Origin of the sequence: Winogradskyella sp. A2 (assembly GCF_046762865.1) — a bacterium.
In the GTDB taxonomy this organism is placed as follows: Bacteria; Bacteroidota; Bacteroidia; order Flavobacteriales; family Flavobacteriaceae; genus Winogradskyella.
The window spans coordinates 63534-89032 of record NZ_JBKQXM010000006.1; the positions used below are offsets into that span (position 1 = coordinate 63534).

24 protein-coding genes are annotated in these 25499 nt (G+C 32.7%); 9 read left to right on the forward strand and 15 right to left on the reverse strand.

From position 1 onward, the window contains the following. Positions 1–70: 70 nt before the first annotated feature. The 4 genes from ACFWV9_RS12295 to ACFWV9_RS12310 are packed head-to-tail and all read right to left on the reverse strand — an operon-like array spanning position 71 to position 3172. Positions 71–565, reverse strand: coding sequence for a nucleoside-triphosphatase (locus ACFWV9_RS12295; RefSeq protein ID WP_411895522.1), 495 nt, complete (start codon positions 563–565; stop codon positions 71–73). Continuing rightward, positions 552–1565 carry a hypothetical protein gene (locus tag ACFWV9_RS12300; protein WP_411895523.1) on the reverse strand — a complete coding sequence of 338 codons (1014 nt, stop codon included), beginning with the start codon at positions 1563–1565 and terminating at the stop codon, positions 552–554. The genes ACFWV9_RS12295 and ACFWV9_RS12300 overlap by 14 nt, the downstream gene beginning before the upstream one ends. Then, positions 1562–2149: a nucleotidyltransferase family protein gene (locus tag ACFWV9_RS12305; RefSeq protein WP_411895524.1), complete on the reverse strand. Its 588-nt coding sequence runs from the start codon at positions 2147–2149 to the stop codon at positions 1562–1564. The genes ACFWV9_RS12300 and ACFWV9_RS12305 overlap by 4 nt, the downstream gene beginning before the upstream one ends. 9 nt (positions 2150–2158) lie before the next feature. Continuing rightward, positions 2159–3172: an XdhC family protein gene (locus ACFWV9_RS12310; RefSeq protein ID WP_411895525.1), complete on the reverse strand. Its 1014-nt coding sequence runs from the start codon at positions 3170–3172 to the stop codon at positions 2159–2161. A gap of 173 nt (positions 3173–3345) precedes the next feature. On the opposite strand from ACFWV9_RS12310, the gene ACFWV9_RS12315 reads away from it, so the two are divergent. After that, the gene (locus ACFWV9_RS12315; protein WP_411895526.1) at positions 3346–4347 is read left to right on the forward strand and encodes a 2-hydroxyacid dehydrogenase; all 1002 of its coding nucleotides are present in this window, start codon (positions 3346–3348) and stop codon (positions 4345–4347) included. A 35-nt stretch (positions 4348–4382) separates the two neighbouring features. On the opposite strand, the gene ACFWV9_RS12320 is transcribed toward ACFWV9_RS12315, so the two are convergent. Continuing rightward, positions 4383–4796, reverse strand: a complete 414-nt coding sequence (locus ACFWV9_RS12320; protein WP_411895527.1) for an HPP family protein — start codon at positions 4794–4796, stop codon at positions 4383–4385. A gap of 128 nt (positions 4797–4924) precedes the next feature. Here ACFWV9_RS12320 and ACFWV9_RS12325 point away from each other — a divergent pair, with 128 nt between their 5' ends. Next, complete coding sequence (locus tag ACFWV9_RS12325; protein ID WP_411895528.1) at positions 4925–5296, forward strand: hypothetical protein; 372 nt, start codon at positions 4925–4927, stop codon at positions 5294–5296. Position 5297: 1 nt separating this feature from the next. After that, positions 5298–7001 carry an ABC1 kinase family protein gene (locus tag ACFWV9_RS12330; protein WP_411895529.1) on the forward strand — a complete coding sequence of 568 codons (1704 nt, stop codon included), beginning with the start codon at positions 5298–5300 and terminating at the stop codon, positions 6999–7001. A gap of 48 nt (positions 7002–7049) precedes the next feature. Here the strand turns inward: ACFWV9_RS12330 and ACFWV9_RS12335 are convergent, their stop codons facing one another. Next, positions 7050–7655, reverse strand: coding sequence for a hypothetical protein (locus tag ACFWV9_RS12335; RefSeq protein WP_411895530.1), 606 nt, complete (start codon positions 7653–7655; stop codon positions 7050–7052). A gap of 213 nt (positions 7656–7868) precedes the next feature. On the opposite strand from ACFWV9_RS12335, the gene ACFWV9_RS12340 reads away from it, so the two are divergent. The 6 genes from ACFWV9_RS12340 (at position 7869) to ACFWV9_RS12365 (ending at position 14003) form a co-directional block, all read left to right on the forward strand. Beyond that, positions 7869–8651: an MlaE family ABC transporter permease gene (locus ACFWV9_RS12340; protein ID WP_411895531.1), complete on the forward strand. Its 783-nt coding sequence runs from the start codon at positions 7869–7871 to the stop codon at positions 8649–8651. Next, on the forward strand, positions 8648–9409 hold the full coding sequence (locus ACFWV9_RS12345) for an ABC transporter ATP-binding protein (protein ID WP_411895532.1): 762 nt from the start codon (positions 8648–8650) through the stop codon (positions 9407–9409). Before ACFWV9_RS12340 ends, ACFWV9_RS12345 begins: the two co-directional genes overlap by 4 nt. A gap of 2 nt (positions 9410–9411) precedes the next feature. Continuing rightward, complete coding sequence (locus ACFWV9_RS12350; protein WP_411895533.1) at positions 9412–10404, forward strand: MlaD family protein; 993 nt, start codon at positions 9412–9414, stop codon at positions 10402–10404. Between the two features lie 48 nt (positions 10405–10452). Then, on the forward strand, positions 10453–11082 hold the full coding sequence (locus tag ACFWV9_RS12355; protein WP_411895534.1) for an NAD(P)H-dependent oxidoreductase: 630 nt from the start codon (positions 10453–10455) through the stop codon (positions 11080–11082). A 75-nt stretch (positions 11083–11157) separates the two neighbouring features. Beyond that, positions 11158–12357: a DegT/DnrJ/EryC1/StrS family aminotransferase gene (locus ACFWV9_RS12360; RefSeq protein ID WP_411895535.1), complete on the forward strand. Its 1200-nt coding sequence runs from the start codon at positions 11158–11160 to the stop codon at positions 12355–12357. 86 nt (positions 12358–12443) lie between these two features. Further along, complete coding sequence (locus tag ACFWV9_RS12365; RefSeq protein ID WP_411895536.1) at positions 12444–14003, forward strand: family 16 glycosylhydrolase; 1560 nt, start codon at positions 12444–12446, stop codon at positions 14001–14003. Here ACFWV9_RS12365 and ribB read toward each other — a convergent pair. From ribB to pheT, 9 genes are all read right to left on the reverse strand, one after another. Then, on the reverse strand, positions 14000–15145 hold the full coding sequence (gene ribB / locus ACFWV9_RS12370; protein ID WP_411895537.1) for a 3,4-dihydroxy-2-butanone-4-phosphate synthase: 1146 nt from the start codon (positions 15143–15145) through the stop codon (positions 14000–14002). The genes ACFWV9_RS12365 and ribB overlap by 4 nt on opposite strands. A 29-nt stretch (positions 15146–15174) precedes the next feature. Further along, complete coding sequence (locus ACFWV9_RS12375; RefSeq protein WP_411895538.1) at positions 15175–17157, reverse strand: LptF/LptG family permease; 1983 nt, start codon at positions 17155–17157, stop codon at positions 15175–15177. Positions 17158–17174: 17 nt separating this feature from the next. After that, positions 17175–17816, reverse strand: coding sequence for a LolA family protein (locus ACFWV9_RS12380; protein WP_411895539.1), 642 nt, complete (start codon positions 17814–17816; stop codon positions 17175–17177). Between the two features lie 21 nt (positions 17817–17837). After that, positions 17838–20246, reverse strand: a complete 2409-nt coding sequence (locus tag ACFWV9_RS12385) for a DNA translocase FtsK 4TM domain-containing protein (protein ID WP_411895540.1) — start codon at positions 20244–20246, stop codon at positions 17838–17840. Between the two features lie 26 nt (positions 20247–20272). After that, entirely contained in the window at positions 20273–21004 is a 732-nt protein-coding gene (locus tag ACFWV9_RS12390) for a M15 family metallopeptidase (RefSeq protein WP_411895541.1), read from the reverse strand. 129 nt (positions 21005–21133) lie between these two features. Further along, positions 21134–21505, reverse strand: coding sequence for a diacylglycerol kinase (locus tag ACFWV9_RS12395; RefSeq protein ID WP_411895542.1), 372 nt, complete (start codon positions 21503–21505; stop codon positions 21134–21136). Between the two features lie 17 nt (positions 21506–21522). Beyond that, positions 21523–22023, reverse strand: coding sequence for a thiol peroxidase (gene tpx, locus ACFWV9_RS12400; protein ID WP_411895543.1), 501 nt, complete (start codon positions 22021–22023; stop codon positions 21523–21525). Positions 22024–22101: 78 nt separating this feature from the next. After that, positions 22102–22962, reverse strand: a complete 861-nt coding sequence (locus ACFWV9_RS12405; RefSeq protein ID WP_411895544.1) for a phosphatase PAP2 family protein — start codon at positions 22960–22962, stop codon at positions 22102–22104. A gap of 1 nt (position 22963) precedes the next feature. Continuing rightward, positions 22964–25390: a phenylalanine--tRNA ligase subunit beta gene (gene pheT / locus ACFWV9_RS12410; protein WP_411895545.1), complete on the reverse strand. Its 2427-nt coding sequence runs from the start codon at positions 25388–25390 to the stop codon at positions 22964–22966. Between the last annotated feature and the right edge of the window lie 109 nt (positions 25391–25499).

Sequence of the window (25499 nt, forward strand, 5' to 3'; positions counted from 1 at the left end):
TTTTGATATTTAGTTAAAGTTAAAAAATATTAGAATAGATATGTATAAATCTTTCAACATTAACAATAAACTAATTGTTAGCGAGAAACTTGTGATTAAAATCTTTCAAGTTAATAACCTCAAAGTTTTTCAGTTTATATTTTGTAATAAAATCCTGTAAACAAGATTCTCTCACTACAAATAATAGCTTTGGATTATTAGTAGCTATTTCTGTTAGTTTAAGAACTAGATAGTGAAACCCTTGATTTTTATTAATTTCTAATGGTCCTATCTCATCAATAATAATAGTTTGGTTACTATTACCTGAAGATAATTTGAGGGCCATTTGAGTTACAGTTTCAAAACTTTTTTTATTGAATAAATATCTACCAATTGCAAGTTCCTTTGATTCTGTTTCCATTGGTAGATAATTATTAGTTTCAATAATTTGAAACATTCTTTTGCCATTTACTATAGGAGTTAAAAACCCTTTGAGTTGAGGATTGATTTTTACCCATTTTTGAAGGCTGGTGGTTTTACCAATTCCTTTTTTGTCTGAAAGTATATAAATTTTAGATTTGTGCATTATCATCAAAATCGTAATAAAGGGAAAGGCTTAACCAGTTTATTGTAAATGACTTAGCTCTTTTCCAAATGTTTTTTTCATTTAAAGAAAGACTATTAGCAGCAGTGACATTTCTTCTAATTGAAGGCATTAACTCTATTATGTTATTTAGAGTTTCATTTTGTGATTCTTTTTTCTTTTTGGCCCATTTCTGAATTAAAATTTTAAATATGGGATTAAAAATAAATAGGAAAAAAATTATAGCACCCATTGTTCTCAATACTATATAAAGTGCGCTATTTAAAGAGCCAGAAAACACAAATACCAGAACTGAAAAGAGTAGTAAAAATCCAATTAGATAAATTCTCCTTTTCTTGTGCTTACGTTTACTTAATCCATTGTCATTAAATTTGATTTCTGAAATATTGATTTTTTTTGCGTTTTCATAAATACGGTTTGGTAATCTAATAGCAATTAAGCCAATTACTATACCAATTATCAGGTAAATTAATGCATATAGACCTAGAAACACCCATGGTAAATCCGAGATCCAATCCATATTTAATTTATCCTGAATTCCATTGAAGAATTCTTTAATTGATTCCCATAATCCAATTCCAAAAATTATGGTTAAGGTTAGAATTTTTTGAAATGCTGATTCTAACAAAGCAATTGCTCCGAACATTGTGGTACTAACCTTATTAACACCAAAAGTAGCGTAAATACATGCACCTAATAACCCTTGAAATAAAACCGCAATGTATGCCATTGGTGGTGAATGCGGGCTTGCCGTAACTTTAATTAATACTACCAATAAGGTTGCCTTTAAAATAGAATTGAATTTGTTAGGACTTATGTATGCTAAATAGGTTACAATTAATACCGCAAAGCTTCCTAATAATAATCCGCTAAAAGGTAGTTTTACGGCATGTAACAAGCCACCAAGACCACTTTCACTAACTGCCCAAATTGCAGTAAGTTTTATACTAAACAAATGAGGTTTATTCTGAAATCTTATCATTTAAAACCTAATTTATTTTTGTTGATATTTTCATAATCATGTGGTGTATCCACATCAACAAGATTAACGGGTGTTTTCAGAACAATAACCGGATTAAAATTAGAATTCAATATTTTTTTAGCACCTTGGTCTCCACTTAGTTCTAAAAGCTTAGAATAATATTTCTTTGGGAAGATGGCAGGTACACCATTGTACTTAATATAATTAGAAGCAACAATTTTATCTGGATTTTTAGCACTTACTTTAATCATTTCATTAAAATAATTTGCATTGACAAATGGTTGGTCTCCAAGTGCTATTAAAATAGAATCAAAGTCTAACAGATTCTTTACACCTATGTTGATGCTAGAGCTCAATCCATTCTCAAATTTTTCATTCATCATGGTATTAACAGATTCAGGCAACTTAGGAATTATCATTTTTGCATTAGCACCTAATACTACGTTTATGCTATTTGCGCGAGATTCTAAGCTATTATTAATAACCTTTCCTAGCATTGTGGTTTGTCCAATTTTTAAAAGTTGCTTTGGAGTGCCCATTCTTTTTGAATTCCCGGCTGCTAGTATTAGTATGGCGGTTTGCAATGGTTATTATTATTTATTTATTCTATGTTTTATTTCTCTCAAAGAAACTGCTTCCTTATGCCGCGTTACGGCCATAATTTCTGATAATATTGACAAGGCAATCTCTTCAGGAGTGATAGCACCAATATTTAAACCAGATGGACTATAAATTGATTCTAGAAAATCAATATTTAGGTTGGCAGAATAGTTTAACAAATCATTTTTTAATTGTTCACGTCTCTTGGAAGATCCTAATACGCCTAAATATATAATTTCTGCTAATTGTAATCTTAATAAAAACTTTAAATCTCTGGCATAGTTATGCGTCATCAATACAACGGCAGTATTTCTATCAATATTAATATCTAGAAGTTCTGGATCTTGAGAATCAACAGATTTTGCGCCTGGAAAATCTCTTAATTCCTTAGGATCTTTTACAGAGGTAATAACATCCACTTCCCAGCCTAATAAGCTCGCCATTTCACATAATTTTACGGCATCATGTTCACCGCCAATAATTAAGAGTTTAAAACACGGTTCTAAGTTTTGAGAAAAAACTTCTAAATCTTCTTTATTCTCATAATTAAAAACTTCTTTAAAGGAGAAATTTTTAATTCCTAAATTAATAGTACTACCAAATTGACCAGTTATTTCATCTCCTATTTTAAAGTATGAATTTATGCTATAAGATTCACGCTTGTTCAAAACATCCTTAAAACATGTTAATAATGAATCCGAAATGATAAATGGTTCAATTAATATATGCAATATACCTTCACAGCCTAAACGATAACGACCATCATAAGAGATCACTTTGGGTTTTCCATCAATAAATACTGAAGAAGCACGTCTTTTAATTTCATATTCAACGCAACCACCACTCACTGCACCTGTCATATCTCCATTTTCAGAAATTAACATTCTAACACCTGGTTTTCTGTATGAAGAGCCTTCTAAATGTACAACAGTCGCTAATACGCATTTAATTTCTATTTGTTGATTAATACGCGCCTGATGAATAATTTTCATTAACTCGTGTGTCATGGTAATCTATTTTTTAGATAGTTAAATTATAAAAAAGAAATGGTAAATACGGATTCATTATTTCTTTATTAATTATTAGTCAATGCTTTTAACTTTGGTTAAAGTGAGCAATATCATTTCTACTAACTCATAAGATGCCTAGTTTTAGAATATTAAATCTAATGAATCATAAGATGAAAGTTTTGATCTACAGTGCTAAAGCTTTTGAAATCCCTTTTTTAGAAAAAGCTAACGGAAAAAAGCATCAAATTACATTTATAGAGGACTTGCTAAACTCTAAAACTGCAATAAAGGCAATAGGTTTTGATGCGGTATCCATATTTTCTGCTGATGAGGCTTGCTTTATAACTATTGAAAAACTTAAAGAATTTGGTGTAAAATATATCGCGTTGCGATCTGTTGGTCATGATAATGTAAATCTGAAAACGGCATCAAGATTAGGGATAAAAGTTGCAAACGTTCCAGGCTACTCACCATATGCTATTGCTGAACATGCAGTTAGTTTATTACTTGCTCTGAATAGAAAATTAATAGAATCTAACAAAAGAGTTAAAGTCTATAATTTTAATCTTGATGGTTTAGTCGGAGTTGATCTCAATAATAAAACTGTAGGTATTATTGGTACTGGAAAAATTGGATCAGCCATGGCCAAAATTATGTATGGATTTGGTTGTAATTTACTAGGTCACGATATTCAGCAAGACGAAAACTTAATTAAAAACTATCAATTAAGATATACTTCACTAACTGAGTTATGCGAACAATCTGATGTGATTTCAATACATCTTCCACTAAACACGGAAACGCATTATATGATTAATGAAGATCTCATTTCATTAATGAAAACTAATGTGATCATTATAAATACAGCTAGAGGCGCCGTGATTAAAACTGAAGATATTATTGATGCTTTAAAGAAAGATAATATAGGTGCACTGGGTATTGATGTTTACGAAAATGAAAGAGGTGTATTTTTTAAAGATAGATCATCTGAAATACCAGATGATTCTATGTTGATTCAATTAAATGCCTATCCGAATGTACTTATTACAGGACATCACGCTTATTTAACGCATGAGGCATTGACCAATATTGCAGAGACTACTTTTTATAATTTAAACCAATGGGAAAAAGGCATTGCCTCTGAAAATGAATTGACAGAACTATCAAACTGACAGTTATACTAGTTTTTCAAAAGTGATTTGACGCTTCATTCGGCTTCAGCTAAATCTAAAAAATGCTTTATTATATCTGCTGTAGACACAATACCTATCACTTTATTGTCGTCTAGTACAGGAATGGCTCTAAATCTACCTTCCTTTAATACGGTAGCTACTTCCTTTACTGTTGCATCTGTATTAACATAAAATGGATTCGGAGACATAATATCCTTTACCTTCAATGTTTTATAAACTTGGTGGTTGTCACTTAATCCTGCACCAGAAATATGATACATGAAATCAACAAGGCTTACCATACCTACAAGTTTATCGTTTTCAACTACTGGTATGTGGTGATGAAACTCTTTTTTTTCGTAAATATGTTTAACATCTAAAAGAAATTGATCTGGTGAAATACAAACCACATTTTTGGTCATTACTTCTTTAATATTTCTTGTTTTCATGTGTTGTGACTTAAAAGTTATACATGTCTAAATGTATTATATAATTCAATCATTATAAATGATTATCGTCATTTTAGACCTTGTCCTAATGTGATACATTTAAGGAAGTTCACTTCAATACATTAATTATGAAAACCAAGACCATAATAGAGTTGCTTACCTTAAGTTCAAGTTTATATGTCATGGCTAGAGATGCACAGATTTTAGATAAACTTGGTGATATTTCTGAAAAAGGAAAGGATAACATCAATAAGTTTATGACTGAGCGTCAATTAGACGAAAATGGTAATGAAATGGAATTTGTTGAACATATCATTGCCAAAGTTCAAGAACTTAAAGAGCAACTCAATGAAAAGATCGAATCACAAGTAGTAAGTTTTTATAAGAAAATAAATGTTGCACATCTCGATGAAATCAAAGCATTAAATGAAAAACTTGAAAAGTTAGATGCAACAGTAGCACTTCTCGAAGCACGCATAAATCATTTGGAACAAAAGTAAAATGGGCATTTTATCTGGTTTAGGAAAAAACTTTAGATCTATATCTAGATACAATCAAATCCTTAAGGTGTTACTTAAATATGGATTTGAAGATTTGGTGCAATATCTTGAAGAGAAAAAGAAATATGCATTTCTTCAAAAACTTGTACCAAAGAAATCTCGTAAGCACGCTTTGCAATATAGCAAGTGGGCTAAAATGCGATTAGTATGTGAAGAATTGGGGCCAACATTTGTAAAGTTTGGACAGATTTTAAGTAATAGACCAGATTTGGTTCCACTAGAATTGACATTTGAGTTAGAGAAACTTCAAGATAATGTACCACCTATGTCAGAGGAAGAGGCAAGAAGAGTTGTGGAGACTGAATTGAAAAACGATGTTAATAATCTTTTTGCATGGTTTGACCCTAAACCATTTGCATCTGCTTCAATGGCGCAGGTGCATAAAGTCACTTTGCATTCTGGTAAACGAGTTGCTCTAAAAGTTCAACGGTCTGGTATAGAAGAAATTATAAGAGAAGACATAAAAGTGATGTATAAAATTGCTGAGGTTTTAGAGAATCGTGTGCCTTCTATAAAAAGCTTTGATCCTGTTGGTTTGGTTAGAAATTTTGAAGATTCCATAACTAAGGAAATTGATTTTATAAATGAATCTATTAATGTTCAGCGCTTTTATAATAATATTGAAGCAGATACATGCTTAGATCAATTTGCAAATGCACCTAAGGTATATCCTAAGTTCACAACATCTAGAGTGTTGGCACTAGAATTTATTGAAGGGATTAAAATTGATGAGGTAGACATACTTACTGAAAAAGAGTATGATATAAAAATCATTGGTAGAAGATTAGCCATCAGTTATTTTAAACAAATCTTTGAATATGGATTTTTCCATGCAGATCCACACCCAGGTAATCTTGTAGTACTGCCAAATGGTCATATTTGTTATCTAGATTTTGGTATGATGGGTAGTATGCTGCCGAGAGATATTTCAATTTTTGGTAGACTATTCTTAGCCATAACAGAGAAAGATGTTAAACGATTAATTCAGACCTTGCAACAATTGTCTAATAATACTTCTGTAAAGGATATGAGACATTTGGAATATGATATAAATGAATTTTTAGAAAAGTATTATGTACGCGATACACATGAAAATGAACTGAGTACCATATTATTAGAATTAAAGGATATAATAATGGGTCATGGTCTAAGAGTACCGACATATTTCTTCTTATTTGCGAGATCATTGGTGACACTAGAAGGGGTAATTAGTAAACTTAATCCTGATTTAGAACAGTTTAGTATTGTGAAACCATATCTTAGAAAAAGTGCAACCCAAAATTACAATCCAATTTTAATGGGTAAAAAAGTTGCAAATTCAGTGATAGAATTCACTAATTACTTAGAAGAATTTCCAGCAGATTTAAAGAATGCGATTAGAAAAATAAACTCTGGTGAAGTAAAAGTAGATATAACGCATAAAGGTATGGATCCTATGGTACATACATTGCAAAGAATTACCAAACAGTTGATAACAGCATTTATTATGGTGGCATTAATAGTTGGGGCATCCTTATTTATAATTTTTGAAATTTCACCACTTTGGAAAGGTATCTCTATCTTAGGAATGACGAGTTTTACACTTGCCGTTATTCTAGGATTTGGAATGGTAATGAATATTAGGAAAGGAGACTATGATACCTGATACTAAAAAAGCACAATTTTTGAATTGTGCTTTTTTATTTTGATAATCTTAAACTGGTTTTGAAAATGCTCTTTTAAAGTGATCAAAAGCTTCCGTTATTTCATTTTGAAAATGTTCAAATTGAGTAACTTCTTTTTTCTTTCCATATTTGCCCTTAAGACGTTCTATAAATGAGTTGAAGTCATGTTTTCCTTTTTCAAAAGATTCTTCAGCCTTGACCTTTTCAGTATTGAATTTTTGTTCTAATATTTCTAGTTGAATTTTAAACTGTTCAATTTCGATAAGTGCCAAGGCATATATACGGTTTAAAGTTTCGTTAGTTTTTATTTTAACTTCAATTTTATGAAGCTTGGCTAATAATTCTTTTTTCTGTTTTTTAAATGCATCTTTTGTTTCGGCTTTGCCTAAAGCTAATTGAACTTGAAGTTCATCAAACATAGTATTAACTTCTTCTATTTTTTGCTTAATGCCTTTAATTTTATATTCACTATCATGGATGAAATGATTGAATTTTTTCTTAATCTCTTCATATTTATCTTGGGCATCAGCCTTTCCTAATGCAGCTTGAACTTGAAACTCCTCTAGCTCCACAGCAGATTTTCTAAGTGCAGTTATAACCTTATCCACAAAATGGATTTCTTGATTTGCTTTCATGATTTTAAAATTTTGTTGAAAATAAATGTCCAATATTATTGGCAATATCACAATGATCAATATCAGTTATGCAATGTTCAAATGAATATAAATAGATCCAATTTTAGTAACGTAGCATCATTGAAGCTATAGATTTATTCAATCACACACATGACCATAATCATTTTAAAAGCTTTAGGAATACTATACATTTGATTAAGAACCTCAGGCAAAATGAGTGGATTACAACAAATAAAATCCAGACTAATTAAATTCTTTATCGAAACTGGAGATATCGCTTATTTCACTAAACGATTTTTTACTGAAATGTTTAGGCGACCATTTGAAATGAAAGAGTTTTTACGTCAGTGTTATCAAATGGGGAATAGATCCTTGTTGTTGGTTGGTATTACCGGATTTATTATCGGGTTGGTATTGACTCTTCAGACACGTCCTACGTTAATGGAATTTGGTGCCGAATCTTGGATGCCTTCAATGGTAGGTATTTCGATTGTCAGGGAGGTTGGTCCAATTATTACAGCATTAGTTTGTGCGGGTAGAATAGGTAGTAGTATTGGTGCTGAATTAGGTTCAATGCGAGTTACTGAACAGATTGATGCCATGGAAGTATCAGGTACAAACCCATTTAAATACTTAGTAGTTACTAGAGTACTTGCAGTGACGTTGATGCTGCCTTTATTGGTTCTTTTTGGTGATGCCATTGCTCTTTTTGGTTCTTATTTAGTTGAAAACCTGAAAGGCGATGTATCATTTATGCTTTATTTTAATAAGGTATTTGATGCACTTGAATTCGGCGATATTATTCCTGCAACGATTAAATCGTTCTTTTTTGGTTTGGCAATTGGTATTGTTGGTTGTTTTAAGGGGTTTAATTGTAAAAAGGGAACTGAAGGTGTAGGTAAGGCGGCAAACACAGCGGTAGTACTTACATCGTTACTACTTTTTATTATTGATTTTATTGCAGTTTTTGTAACAGATATTTTTTATGATCTATGATAGAAAAACCAGAAATAGCACCTAAAAAAATAGTTCTTCAAATTAAAGGTTTGCGAAAAAGTTTTGGAGATAATCATGTTTTGAATGGTTTTAATATGGAATTATACCAAGGCGAGAATCTTGTAATTATGGGAAAATCTGGTTCTGGAAAGTCTGTAATGATTAAATGTCTGGTTGGATTAATGGAGGCAGATAGCGGAAAAATACGTGTAATGGATAAGGATATCACAAAATTAGATCAAAGCGCAATGGATACATTACGAGCAGATATTGGCTTTTTGTTTCAAGGTAGCGCACTTTATGATTCAATGACAGTAAAAGAAAATTTGGAGTTTCCATTACGACGACACACTACAAAATTTGGAGAAGATATTGATACCGATCTATTGGTAAATGAAGCTTTAGAAAATGTAGGTTTATTGAGTGCAATTGATTTAATGCCTTCAGAATTATCCGGAGGTATGAAACGACGTATAGCGTTGGCTAGAACATTAATCTTAAGACCTAAGATTATCTTGTATGATGAGCCTACTAGTGGATTAGACCCAATTACTGCTAAAGAAATAATTCTTTTAATGCAGGAGATACAGAACAAGTACAATACATCATCATTAATTATTACACACGATGTAGACTGTGCTAGAGCAATTTCGGATAGAATGATTCTGTTAATTGATGGAGTGGATTACGCTGTTGGTACATTTAACCAGTTGATATCAAATGAAGATCCAAAAATTAAAGCATTTTTTAAACATTAGTTATGAGACGTACAAAAACACAAAAAGCAAGACTAGGGTTATTTGTTATATTGGGTACAATCATTTTTGTTGTAGCTATTTATCTTATTGGGCAACGACAAAATATGTTTAAAAAAACCTTCACGATTAGCTCATATTTTCAGAATGTCAATGGTTTACAACGTGGAAATAACGTCAGATATTCAGGTATTAATATTGGTACGGTACGAGATATAAGTATGATAAACGATTCTACCATCAAAGTAGATATGAACATTCAAGAACGTATAATTTCTCACATTAAAAAGAATGCCATTGCTACAATAGGTTCAGATGGTTTGGTAGGTAATATGATTGTAAACATTGTACCTGGTAGAGGATTTGCTGAATTAATAAATAATGGAGATACAATAGAATCGTTTAGCAAAATTGGGGCAGATGATATATTGAGCACACTTAGTGTTGGCTCAGAAAACGCGGCAATTTTAACAGCCGATTTATTAGATGTGACTTCAGCAATGTTGCATGGAAAGGGTACAGTTGGATTATTATTAAATGATACTGTTATGGCTCAAGATTTAAAATCATCAGTTAAGAATTTGAAAACAGCAAGTTACCGTGCATCACAGACTATTAATGAATTGAAAGATATTATTGCTTCATTGAAAACAAATGATGACAGTGTATTAGGTATGATTATGAATGATACCGTATCTGGCGAAAAACTCAAAAATGTGGTAGGAAATTTAGAGAACTCTAGTCTTGAAATAGAAAAAGTTATAGCTCAGGCAAATCAACTCATTGAAGATGCTAGAAATAGCAATGGTGCGTACAATTATATTGTCAACGATACCTCCTTGGTAAATAGTTTAAAATCAACATTAAATAATATTGATGAAGGTACAGCCAAGTTTAATGAAAACATGGAAGCATTAAAACATAATTTCTTGTTTAAAGGCTATTTCAAAAAATTAGAACGACAAGAAAAGAGAGAGTCTAAGCAATCAAAAAATTAAGATAAGTTTTTAATACGTTGTACGTATCTTTGCAAAAAAAGAAATGCAATGTCAATAATAGAAAGATTAAATTGGCGCTACGCCACAAAAAAATTTGATACTACTCAACAACTTTCAGATAGTCAAATTGATACTCTCAAGCAGGCTTTTAACCTAACAGCTTTATCCTATGGACTTCAAACCTTAAAAATGGTTATTATTAGTGATAAGGAATTAAGGGAGAAGTTAGTACCAGTTGCTTATGGTCAGAGACAAGTTGCTGATGCTTCACAATTGCTAGTTTTGTGCATTCAGAATGAAATTGATACAAATGATGTTGATGAACACTTTGAAACCATTAAATCTATTAGAAATACGGCAGATGAAGTTTTAGATCCCTTCAAGGCTCAATTAAAATCTACAATAGAAACTATGCCTGAGGCTAAGAAGTTAGATTGGGCTGAAAAACAAGCCTATATTGCCCTTGGAAATCTAATGACAGTATGTGCTGTAGAAGAAATTGATAGTTGCCCTATGGAAGGATTTATTCCGGATGAGTTAGATAAGGTCTTGAATTTAGACCAACATGGTTTAAAATCTGTATTGCTTCTACCTGTAGGTTTTAGAGCAGAAGATGATATGTTTGCTTCACTAAAAAAAGTCAGAAAACCAATCTCAAGTACTGTAGTAGAATTGTAATAAGTTTATCTTAAAAAGCTTTGGTAAAGACTTATATTTGCTTTTGAATTTTTAAACTATTAAAGTTTCCAATTTATGCCAGGATTTGAATTATTTAGTGATTTAGAACGTAAAGAGGTTAATGATGTTTTAGACAACGGTGTTTTGATGCGCTACGGTTTTGATGGTATGCGAAAAGGCCACTGGAAGGCTAAAGAATTGGAGACTGAACTTCAAAATGCATTTCAAAGTAAATACGTACAATTAGTCTCGTCTGGTACGGCTGCAGTTTCGGTTGCATTAGCTTCAGCCGGAGTAGGAGCGGGAGATGAGGTGATTATGCCAACATTTACTTTTGTTGCTAGTTTTGAGGCTATTATGATGCTCGGTGCAATACCAGTATTGGTTGATATAGATGATACATTAACATTAGACCCTAAAGCTGTAGAAGCTGCTATCACAGCAAAAACAAAGGCAGTTATGGTGGTTCAAATGTGTGGCAGTATGGGCAATATGGATGCACTTAAATCTATTTGTGATGCTAATAATTTAATTTTTGTTGAGGATGCTTGTCAGGCAATAGGAGGTACTTATAAAAATAAACCTTTAGGAAGTATTGCAGATATTGGTTGTTTTTCATTTGATTTTGTAAAAACGATTACATGTGGTGAAGGCGGCGCTATTGTAACAAATAATGCTGACTATTATCGCCATGCTGATCATTATAGTGATCATGGTCATGACCATGTTGGCAATGATAGAGGCGCTGAAACACATCCATTTCTAGGCTATAATTTTAGAATTTCAGAGTTAAATGCCGCTGTTGGTTTAGCACAAGTAAGACGTTTGCCAGAGTTTATAGCAATTCAGAAAAAGAACTATTCCATTTTAAGGGAAGCATTATCTAAATTACCAAACGTAACTTTTAGAACAGTACCTGAGGGTGGAGAAGAAAGTTATGCGTTTTTAAATTTCTACTTACCAAATCTAGAAGATGCTAGGAACGTTTCAAAAGTCTTTAAGGAAAACGGTATAGATGTTTGTTTTCACTACTACGATAATAATTGGCATTATATCAGAAAATGGGATCACCTCAAAGAATTAAAATCGTTATTTCCAATTTCACAAGAGGTAAAACAAGGTTTAAAGTATCTTGAAACTAAAACTTTTGAGCAGTCAGATGCCTACATTGCTCGCAATATTTCTTGTCTGGTTAAATTGTCTTGGTCAGAACAAGAAGTGCAAGATCGTGCTCATAAAATGGCTGAGATAATACGTTCAGTTACTTCTATTTAAGTTAGGATATAGCCTGTATAGTTAATGTATAGGTAGTTTTTTTTATCAGACTACTTTGTTTTGTATCTTTCATAAAAAATTGATTTATGATTAAGAATTACTTAAGTTCACTATTTGTATTGTTTAGTTTTCAATTTACAATTGGGCAGCAGATGCCAATAGATTTTGCAGATAGTCAAGACAATTTTATTGGATTTGGTGGTAGTGGTTTTGCGTTAACAGTAGATCCACAAAATCCTAATGATGAAGCCGGACAGTTTTTTAATGATGGAAGCGATATATGGCAAGGCTTTTATATTGACTTAATCCAGCCAATAAATTTAAGTGCTGAACAACAAATTACTTTAGACTTTTATCAATTCGATCCAAATACACATACTATTCTAATAAAATTAGAGAATGGCACTGACCCTGACGTTGAAGTACAGCAAACAGCTTCTTCTTCAGGTTGGGACAATGATATTCTTTTTGATTTTGCAAATGCTACTATAAGTGGCACTAGTACTAATGTTAATGCTACAGGGAGTTATTCTCGAGTAGTGATTTTTATTGATGGAGGTGTGGCGACCTCAGGAACTTATATTATAGATGATATCGATGATGGTTCAGGTCCTGGAGATCCTCATGCTCTGGATGTGATTTACACAGATTTAGTCTGGGCAGATGAATTTGATAGTACAAATCCTGAAGCCTTAGACGCTACAAAATGGTATCACCAGACAATTGGTCCAAATGGTGGGCAATGGTTTAATGGAGAACAACAACATTATACAGATAGGCTGGATAATTCGTATCTAGAAAACGGGAATTTAAATATTGTTGCTAAGGCCGAGAGTTTCACACAAGATGGTGTAACCTTAAACTATACCTCTGCACGTTTAAACTCTAAATTTGCATTTACATATGGCAGAGTAGATGTAAGAGCCAAATTACCTTTTGGAGAAGGAACTTGGCCTGCAATTTGGACACTGGGCAAAAATATCACTGAAACTGGGGCCTATTGGCAAACTCAAGGTTTCGGAACTACCGGTTGGCCTGCATGTGGTGAACTAGATATCATGGAGCATGGACTAGGTGCAACTAACCACGTGAGTAGTGCAATACATACACCTTCTAGTTTTGGAGCGACTGAAAACTTCCAATCCTATATTCTTCCTGATGTAGCCAATAATTTTCATGTATATTCCATGAATTGGTCTCCAAATCAAATAACCTTTTTAATTGACGATGTTGGATTTTACACATATAATCCTGCGGTGAAGGATTCAAGTACTTGGCCTTTTGATGCGGATCAATATTTACTTTTAAATATTGCAATGGGCGGTGTGTCAGGTGCAATTGACCCAAATTTTGTAGAAAGTAATATGGTTATTGATTATGTTAGGGTTTATCAAAATAGTTTGAGTACGGAAGATATCTTTGCAGATAAATTTGATATCTACCCTAATCCTGCGTTTAATATTATTAATATTAGATCTATAGAGACTGTTGATAGGGCAGAACTTTATAATCCTTTAGGTCAAAATGTTTTGAGCAAAACCAATAACGTGACTTATTTAAATGTAGAAAAGCTAAAGTCTGGTTTATATATTTTGAAATTAAACGCAGCAGGAAGAAGCGTTACTAAAAAGATTATTATAGATTAATAATTAACATAATCCACAATTTCTAAACCATAACCAATCATACCAACACGTTTGGTTTGAAGACTATTTGAGATAAGTTTCAGCTTGCTAATCTTTAAATCGTGAAGAATTTGAGCGCCAATACCAAAATCTTTACTGTCCATACCAATACTTGGTGCTTTAACTAATTTTCCTTCGACTTGGTTTTCTTTGAGAATTGAAAGCCTGGTTAGCAGGTTCATAGACTCTGCCTGCTGATTAATAAAGATAATGGCACCTTTACCTTCGTTATTAATAACGTTAAACATGTCGTCTAGTTGTTTATCAGCATTATTGGTCAATGTACCAAGAATATCGTTATTTACTAGAGTAGCATTAACACGTGTTAAAACAGGTTCGTCAGATTTCCAATTGCCTTTGGTAAGTGCAATATGTATTTGGTTGTTTGTGGTTTGTAAATAAGCGCGAAGCCTATATTTTCCAAATCGGGTTTCAATATCAAAATCTTCCTTTTTTTCAATTAAGGAATCGTATTCCATTCTATAGGCTACCAAGTCTTCAATTGAAACAATTTTAAGATTGAATTTGTCAGCAACTTCCATTAATTGTGGCAAGCGCGCCATGCTACCATCTTCGTTCATAATTTCAACAATGACACCTGCAGGAGAAAATCCTGCTAGTCTGGCAAAATCAATTGCGGCTTCAGTATGTCCAGTTCTTCTTAATACACCACCTTCTTTAGCAACTAACGGAAATATATGACCTGGCCTACCTAGTTCAAATGCTTTAGTTTCATTATTTACAAGCGCTTTAATTGTCTTTGCTCGGTCATTTGCAGAAATTCCAGTACTAACACCATTACCTCTTAAGTCTACTGATACTGTAAACGCCGTTTCCATGGGATCGGTATTGTTTCTCACCATCATGTTCAGCTCAAGTTCCTCACATCTGTTCTCTGTCAAAGGCGCACAAATTAAACCGCGACCATGAGTCGCCATAAAATTTATCATATGGGGAGTTACCTTGTCTGCTGCAGCCAAGAAATCACCCTCATTTTCCCTATTTTCATCATCAACAACAATAATTACCTTGCCTTGACGAATGTCTTCAATGGCTTCTTCAATTGTGTTAAGAGAGGTTCTTGTTTTTGCAGTAGTACTCATAGCAATCAATTTATTTGGCAAAGATAAGTTTATTTTATGTTACTGATACAGCTAAGATAGAAGTGCTGTTCTATTCTATTTTTTAGAAATACATATTTTAAAGGATAGAGTGGAAGTGTAACAAAGAACCAAATTGGGTTAATACGTTTTTTATCCTCGTTAATTGTTTTGTAAAAGTTTGAATAAACAATGGCAGATACTACAGCATATATTGCCAAAAATATAAATGCAATAATGCTTAAACTTAATGATGCTTCCGCAAATTCTGGGAGTTTATTATTTCTAAAAACAAAGTGTAGAATCAATAATATACCACCAATAGAGAAACTAACTAGACTAGTCATAGAGTAATCTTTATAATCTTTTAAAATAGATTTTGCTTTTATGAGCTTTTCAGGTATTTCTAACCCTTCAGTCTTTAAATTTTCAAGTGAGATATTGCGATTCAATATATTATGAAGCGCAATTTCCTTTGGTCTTTTATCTAGGTCATATTCACCTTGACTCTTAATTATCTTTACCAATTCTTCTAATGAATACTTTTTATAATAGTTATACTCTTTGGTTTCGCTCTCTGACAAACTAATAGGGCTTTTTGAAGTGAACAATTGTCTCAACGGAACAAGAATAGGATCAAATTGGAACACGCCTTTGTCGTTAGTAGCACGAGTTGTTAGGTAAATACTCAGTGGCAACATTATAGTAGTAGATAACCATGATCCTATAACCGGATTCAAACTGCCTTTTTCGGCACTATTAATTGCAAAAATCCCAAAGAAATGATAAGTAAGGAATAATGCAATTGCAACAACCATTGGTAATCCTAATCCTCCTTTACGAATTAGTGCACCTAATGGCGCACCAACAAAAAATAGGATTATACAAGCTATTGCAAGAACAAACTTGTCATGTAGTGCTGTAATATGTTTGTTGTACCATATTTTTTTAGTTGCAAAATTCCGTCTATTAGATTCAATAATTTGATTGGTACTATTGGCAGAATTTGTAGCTAGGTTAATAATTTGTAGCTTATTTTGAAGATTGAACAAATCCAAAAGTTCACCAGTATAAAGCGAGTCTTTTGCGCTTTTATCCATATTTAAATTTAAGGCGGTATATGTAGATCTATTATATAAAGTATTAGAAAGTGCTTTTAAATCATCATTTCGCTCCTTATCTAAGGTGTCTATTGCCCTATTAAGTTGTTTAACATCTAACATACTATATCGATCGCTTTGACTTTTTTCATCAAGGTCCTCAGTATTTAAAATTTCTAAATCAACATTAATTAAATAGCTTTCAAAATAACTTCTGGCGTGTGGTTTCTTTTCGTCTCTACTGTTTTTTTTATCTATTATTTCTTCATAATAGTTGCCGTTTAACAATTCTAACTGCAAGACATTAGAATCTGGACTACTTTTTAATTCGCCATTCTCTGAGACTATAACTTTATGATTGCCAGCTCTGGTGTTACTTTTTTCATGTATTATAACACCTTCTAGATATTGTCCTCTGTCACCAGTTTTTTTATCAACCTTAATGTTGATATTTCCAATTTCATTAAACTGACCTTCGGCAATAGCAAGTGCTGGTTTTACTTTTGCAATATTCTTGCGTAGATTATAGAAATGATATTCTCCCCAAGGGATAACATTATTTGCGAAGAAAAAACACGCTACTCCAAGGATTACAATAAAAACGCTTAAGCTTCGCATGGCACGTTGCAATGAAATACCAGTAGATTTCATCGCTGCAAACTCATAGTTTTCGGCAAAATTACCAAATACCATAATAGAGGTTAGTAAAATGGTTAAAGGAACCACCAAAGGAACAAGCCTTGGCATATAGTAAAGAATAAACTTAGCAGTAACAGAAATATCCAAATCTTTTCCTGCTAGCTCTGATATATATAGCCAAAGCCCTTGCAGTACAAAGATGAACATGAATATGATAAAAACGCTAAAAAACGTTCTAAGAAATGTGATAAGTATGTACCTATCTAATATTTTCACAAATTGCTATTTAAACCTTAATCAATCTTATTGATGAAGTAATCACTGTATTTACTTTCATCAAATGTAAATAAGGTTTTTGAGATAGGCTCATCTGTTTTAAAAGAATTAACGGTTAATGTAGTTTTTGTACCGTTTTTACCATTCTCTATAAGGTTGTAAATGTGCTTTGTTGTTGCGTCAATACCCAAGAGAATATTTTTTATTTCTGAATTTGTATCAATAGGATTCAGCTTTACATATTGAATTTTTCTACCTCGTACATTTTGAATTATATCCATTTTAAAGGTATATCCATCTTCGTAAAAAGAAAGCATTTTACTTGGAGTAATAGTTCCTTCTTCATCAGTGTTCTCAGATGAAATGGTTACTTCTTCATCTTCAGGACTTATGGTGTAAAGCGTATTGCCATCGTATATACGAGTAATTCCTAAAATATTAAGTTTATATTTTTCGCCCTCAATGACAACATCACCACGTGTTTCTTGATTTATATTTTCACTTAGGTTATTAAGCTCATACTTAAAGTCTAAGCTAATATTTTTGTATGCTTTAATCTTCTCGCTTACTTCACTAAGTAACACTTCTGCATTAGCATCATTCTGTGCTAAACCTGTAAATCCAATTGCTAAACTTAATATTAAAACTAACTTTTTCATGCTATTTATATGTCTACTTTTCTATTGATTTTCGTTTTCTAATAACTGATCCAAAGCTACTAAATCTGTTACTAAAACTTGTCTTGCTTTGCTACCTTCAAAATTCCCTACAATTCCTGCTGCTTCTAACTGATCTATTATTCTACCTGCTCTATTATATCCTAATTTTAACTTACGTTGCAGTAATGAAGCTGAGCCTTGCTGTGCTATGACTATAATTTCTGCTGCTTCTCTAAACAACTTATCTCTATCTGCAATATCTATATCAAGATTTGTGCCACCCTCTTCACCAATATATTCAGGTAATAAATGTGCGTCTGGATAAGCTTTTTGAGATCCAATAAATTCAGTAATTTTTTCTACTTCTGGAGTATCAACAAATGCACATTGTAAACGAATTAAATCATTTCCTTGTGTGTAAAGCATATCCCCACGACCTATTAACTGATCTGCACCAGAACCATCTAAAATAGTTCTCGAATCTATTTTACTAGTTACCCTAAACGCAATTCTTGCTGGGAAGTTTGCTTTTATAATACCAGTAATAACGTTAACCGAAGGACGTTGTGTTGCAATAATAAGATGAATACCAATTGCTCTAGCTAACTGTGCTAGTCTTGCAATAGGAGTTTCTACTTCTTTACCAGCCGTCATTATTAAGTCAGCAAATTCATCTACTACTAATACAATGTACGGTAAGAACTGATGACCGTCATTAGGATTTAACTTTCTTGCTTTAAACTTGGCATTATATTCTGCAATATTTCTACAAAATGCATTTTTCAGCATTTCGTAGCGATTGTCCATTTCAATACATAGCGAGTTAAGTGTATTAATTACCTTAGTATTATCTGTAATAATAGCTTCTTCACTATCTGGTAGTTTTGCCAAATAATGACGTTCTATTTTATTGAATAAGGTCAACTCTACTTTTTTAGGATCAACCAGAACAAATTTTACTTCGGCTGGATGCTTCTTATATAACAATGACGTTAATACTGCATTTAAACCAACCGATTTACCTTGTCCCGTCGCACCAGCCATTAATAAGTGTGGCATTTTTGCTAAGTCTACGACAAAGGTTTCATTACTAATGGTTTTACCAAAAGCAATTGGCAATTGCATTTTAGATTGCTGAAACTTCTGTGACGCTATAACACTTCGCATTGAAACTATTGTTGCGTTTTTATTTGGTACTTCAATACCAATAGTACCTTTTCCTGGGATTGGTGCAATAATTCTAATACCAAGAGCTGCTAAGGAAAGGGCTATATCATCTTCTAAATTTTTGATTTTAGAAATCCTAATTCCAGCATCTGGTACAATTTCATAAAGGGTAACAGTAGGACCGATTGTAGCCTTAATACTGCTAATGCCAATTTTGTAATTACTTAATGTTTCTACAATTCTATTTTTGTTTTCCTCTAATTCCTCTTGGTCTATAGAAATTCCTTCGTTATCATACTTTTTCAAAAGATCTAAAGGTGGGAATTGATATTTTCCTAATTCTAGGGTAGGATCGAATTGACCAAAATCTTCAACTAATTTATCTGAAAGATTATCCGTTTCTGATTTCTCTTCAGCTATTGCTTCGACTTCAACTTGGAGCTCTGGAGTTTCTATTTCCTTTTTCTTAGGAGTCTCAACTTCAATTTTTACGTCCTCTGAGTTAGATTTTGGTTTGGAATAATTTGAAATTGTAGGTTCTGGTTTTTCAAGTGGAATCTCAAATGCTGATTTAATAGATTCTGCTTCCTCTGTTAAACTATTATCTACTGCAATTGAAGTTGTATCTACTCCCGTACTTAAATCTTCTTTTATGTTCCGTTTAGCATTTTTAAAGATGTTGACAAAAGTATCTCCAGTTACTTTAAATCTAATCGCTAGATAAGTGATTAACCCAAATAGCAATAATAGTACTGTACCTATTTTGCCAATATAATCTTGTAAAAACTGATTTATTTCAAATCCTATTGTACCTCCTAGAATATCATATTTATGGGTAAAGAATCCAAATAATATCGAAAGCCATATAGCAATTAATATTCCCCAAATCCAATGTTTTCTAAGTCTGTCCTTCTTTAAATTCAACGTAACATAAACACCAGAGAGGAAAACCAATCCAGAAAATATAAAAGAAGGTATTCCAAATCCTTTTGATATGAATAGTTCACTTACCCAAGCACCTAATTGACTTGCCCAATTTTTATAGTCCTCTGTTCTTTCAGGAAAATTAGATAATACACTTTGGTCTTCTTTACCAGTGAAGATGAATGATAAAAAGGAAATAAACAGGAGTACACCCAATATTATCAACAAACTACCAAAAACCAGTTTTTGCTGATTGGATAACTTCAACGAAGGTTTTTTTAAGGAAACCTTCGATTTGGTTTTTGCTGTACTTTTCTTTTTAGTCGTTCTTTTAGCCATATATCAATTCCAAACTAATGGAAGACTTATTTGTTGTTGTAATAGATTGCTACGTCAGACAAACCATTAACATAATCACTTATCATCTGCATTGTACTAGCCAGTGTATCGCCTTTAAACCCTTTTATATCATTAAAGCTGATATGCGAATTATAAAAACTTAAATATTGGCTTGCCAAAGGCAAATAAGACCAATGCCATTTCTCTAGGTTGTACCCAGTTCGTTTATTTGATTTAACTGTATAAACTTGATAAAATCCATAATCATTCGCATAGGTTTTTAACCATTCATAGGTTTCAAATCCTTTTCCGCTGTTAAAATACGAATTATTAAGACTATTCAAATCTAAATCTGTTCCCCAATGATGCCTAGATGTTGACGGCATTGAACTGTACTCTAGTATTTTTTGAGCACGTTCTTTAGGTTCTAAATCCTTATATTTTAACCATTTGCGTTCCCAAATAACTTTCTGTTCATTAAAATTCCGTGTGCCTGAAATAATTTTTAAATCTATGCCTTCTTTTTGCGCTGCTTCATGCATTTTCATAAAGGCTTCATAAACCTGCTTATTTAGATAAATTTCTTTAGTTGCATGTTGTGTATCAACTTTTGTAAATCTTGGATCAATCTTATAATTGAATTTTCCTAAAACTAACGACTTGTCTATTGAAATATCTTGAAATAATGCATGTTGTACATATAACTTTGGCTCATCCGTTTTATGACTTTGGTCTATTATGGATGGACCACAATTCATAAAATGCTGAATTGAGAACAAAAGCATTATTACAATAAATAAAGACTTGATTTGCACCATTGAAAACTCTTGAGAATAAGGGTAAAACAAAAATACGAATATGTAACGCTTATCCTAGTGCTTTTGGTATTAAAGAAACTTAGGAATATAAATAAAGCCAGCAATAATTACAGCAATAACTGAAGCAATAAAAACAGCGCCTGCAGCAATATCTTTAATTAAACCAATTTTTTTATGATGTTCAGGATGTACAAAGTCTGCTATGTACTCTATGGCAGTATTAATACCTTCAATACTCATTACCAATCCAATCATAGTAATTTGTACCATCCATTCGGTTTTTGAAATATCAAAGTAAAAACCTGCTATCGTTACCACAATGGCAATAAAAACCTGTAATTGAATACTAGACTCCGTTCTTATAAGTATGAGCATGCCCTTAAAGGCATAGCCCACACTTTTAAGTCTGTTAATTAAAAATGGTTCCTTTTTTTTATCCATTAAATTTTGGCCACATTTTAGCTTAAAGCATTCAGTGCCGCTTCATAATTTGGTTCTTCACCAGTTTCTGGTACTTGCTCTGTGTATAAAACGGTTCCATCAGTATCTATAACCACAACAGAACGCGATAAAAGCGTTTCGAATGCACTGTCTTTAAATGTAACACCATACTCTGTTCCAAAATTTCCGGTTTTGTAGTCTGATAAGGTTATGACATTGTCTAATCCTTCAGCACCACAAAAACGAGCCATTGCAAATGGTAAATCCTTTGAGATACACAACACCTTAGTATTATCTAAACTGCTTGCTTTTTCGTTAAATGTTCTTATCGATTGTGCACAAACACCAGTATCAACACTTGGGAAAATATTTAATACCAATTTAGATCCTGAATAATCAGCGAGTGTTTTTTCACTCATATCCTTAGCAGTTAAATTAAAATCTGGAGCTTTTGTGCCTTTTGCTGGTAGTGTACCGACGGTATTAGCAGGATTGCCACCTAATGTAATATTTGCCATTTTAGTTTTTTTAAAATATAGTTAAAAGTAAAGAATATTGATATGTTATTTGTGAATAAAATGATAAATAATAAGTAATTAGAAAGTACCTACAAAACCTATTTTATTTGGACCAATACTTAGATTCCAGGTAATTCTCTTTTCCTTTACAGGATAATCATAAATCTTCTCATCAAATAAAAATTTATCAATGGCATCTACCACAAAAATACTTAGTACGGTACTAAATGCAATATCAGTAAACCAATGTGCATCATCAATTAATCTTGATATAGGTGGAATTGCACCAATTGTATAAATACCAGCCTTTACCCAAGGGTTTTCAAATTGTTTTGCAATTGAATGTGCCATTGTAACTGATAGGATAGTATGTCCAGACGGAAAGGATCTGTATCCAGAATCATTAGCAAAAGGTTTAAAAGTTAAGTGTCCTTCTCCAGTTTCTGGTCTTGCTCTTCCAACGGCATTCTTCGTAAAGGTTTGTATTAAGCCTGTGGTTAAAGAAGAAGATATAATTAAAACACTGACTCTTCTTATGTTTTCATTTTTGGTAAATAATCCAAAACTGTATAAACCAGCATTTGCAATAAAATAATTTTGAGGACTACCAAAGTACCAGCCAAAATCTCTTACAACACCAGGAAAACCATCTTTTTGGTTCTGTGCAAAATCCCTTATAGGTTCATCGATATATGTTAGAGCGGCCGTACTACCAACAAGAACAATAAATTTTGTAAAGTCTTTTTTTTCCCAACTCAAAGGTCTAGTAAAAGCATGGGTAACACTTTTAAAAGTATATTCAGTATCGTATTTAGCCATTTCCCAGATAGTTTCTGGTTTTGGCTTTGAAAAATCAATTTGAGTATTGAGATTCTGTGCTTCTGACACAGAAATCCCTAAAACAAAAATTGAAATGATGAAAATAAGTTTAAATCTCATATTATCTCAACTCTGCGCCTAGCTTACCTTCAAAATTAGATTGTAGCTTAGACATAATCTTGTCTATTTGCTTATCGGTTAATGTTTTATTTTCATCTTGAAGTGTAAAACTCACCGCATAACTCTTTTTGCCTTGTGATAAATTCTTGCCCTCGTAGACATCAAACAAGTTCACATTTTTAAGCAATTGCTTTTCAGTTTGCTTTGCGGTTGTGTATATATCTTCAAATGATACTGAACTATCTATAAGCAAAGCAAAGTCACGTCTTACCTCAGGATATTTTGGTATGGCTTTAAATTTAATACTGTTATGTTTAGTCATCTCTAAAACATTGTCCCAATTCACATCGGCAAAAAGTACTTGTTGTGAAATGCCAAAGGTTTTTAGAACTGATTTCTTTACCAAACCAAAATCTACTAGCTTCTTCTTGCCTAAAGATAGTGTCATACCTTCACTAAATACATCAGATTTTACTGGGACCGATTTTAATCGGTTTAAACCAAGACGTTCTAAAACAGATTCAACAATTCCTTTTAAATAAAAGAAATCACTTGGAATTGCCGTTGAATTCCAGCGGTCTTGCGTTTTATTTCCTGTAACAAAAAGTGAAAGGTGTTTGTATTCTTCTCTAGACTCGCTATATTGATGATACGACTTGCCAAATTCAAACAATTTAAGATCACCTCGTTTTCTATTAATGTTATGCGCTGTAGATTCTAAACCAGAAAATAATAAAGACTGTCGCATTATACTCAAATCATTGCTCAGTGGATTAAGCATCTCTACATTATGTTCTGATTTTAGCTGTTCGCTCAGTTCTGTGTAATTTGGTGTGGTTAAGGAATTGGTCATAATCTCAAAGAACCCTTGAGATGCTAATTGGTTACCAATAATATTCTGAAGCTTATAATCTTCAAATCGTGTCGAATTAGATATCGAAGCATTTAACTTCTCAGTAGTACCAACATTGTTATAACCATAAACACGCAAAATCTCCTCAATGATATCAGCTTCGCGCTGTACATCGTTTCTATAAGCAGGTACAGTTAATCCTAAACCAGCTTCAGTTACGTTATTTACCTTGATATCTAAAGACGTTAAAATACTTTTAATGGTTTCGCGCGGAATCTCCTCACCAATTAGTTTTTTGGCATTATCAAAACTTAATCTAACTTGGTAATCTTCAATCTTTATCGGATACGAATCAGATACATCGCTTGTGATTTCGCCACCAGCAACCTCAGCAATAAGAAGTGCTGCACGTTTTAAGGCGTATTCTGTAATATTAGGATCAATACCACGCTCAAAACGGAAGGATGCATCCGTATTTAGTCCGTGACGCTTCGCAGTTTTGCGAATACTTACAGGATTAAAATAAGCACTCTCCAAAAATATATCTCTGGTGTTTTCAGAAACACCAGAATCAATACCACCAAACACGCCTGCAATGCACATTGGTTTATCACCATCACAGATCATTAAATCATCCTCATGTAGTTCTCTTACAACTTCATCTAAAGTGGTAAACTTTGTGCCAGCTTTACAGGTCTTTACTACAACCTTGTTGCCAGCTATTTTTTGAGCGTCAAATGCATGTAAGGGTTGCCCTAACTCATGCAAAACGTAATTTGTTATATCAACGATGTTATTAATTGGTGATAAACCAATAGATTTTAAACGATGTTGCAACCAGCTTGGTGACGTTTCAACCTTAACACCAGAAATCGTTACACCGCAGTAGCGCGGACATTTTTCTTTGTCCTTAACATCAACATCTATTTTAAGCGAACGTGCATCTACATGATAAGAACTCACCGACGGTGTAATTAACTCTAAAGCAACTTCTTTCTGTAATAAACCTGCTTTTAAGTCTCTGGCCACGCCATAATGACTCATTGCATCCGCACGATTAGGTGTTAATCCAATTTCGAAGACTTGGTCGTTTTCAATTTTAAATACTTTAGACGCCTCAGTACCAACTTTGAAGTGCTTATCTAAGACCATTATACCATCATGAGATTCACCAAGACCAAGTTCATCCTCAGCACATATCATTCCATGGCTTTCCTCACCACGTATCTTACCCTTCTTAATTTTCCATGCTTCACCTTCAGCAGAATATAAGGTCGTGCCAATAGTAGCTACTGGTACTTTTTGTCCCTTAGCCACATTAGGAGCACCACAAACAATTTGTAGAGGTGCATCTTCACCAATATCAACAGTAGTTAACTTAAGACGGTCTGCATTTGGGTGTTGCTTACAAGTTAAAACCTCACCAACAACAATACCTTTAAGCCCACCTTTTACAGACTCATAAGCTTCAATACCTTCAATTTCTAATCCAAGATCTGTAAGTAATTCTCCAGTTTTCTCGGCATCCCAATCTATCTTTATAAACTGTTTAAGCCAGTTATATGAAATTTTCATAAATCTCAATCCTATTTAAGATGCCAAAGATAGCAAATCCCAATATTGAATGAAATTTGATTGCGCTTTTTTATGTAAGGTATTTGTTGTTATTTCGAACTTTATACAA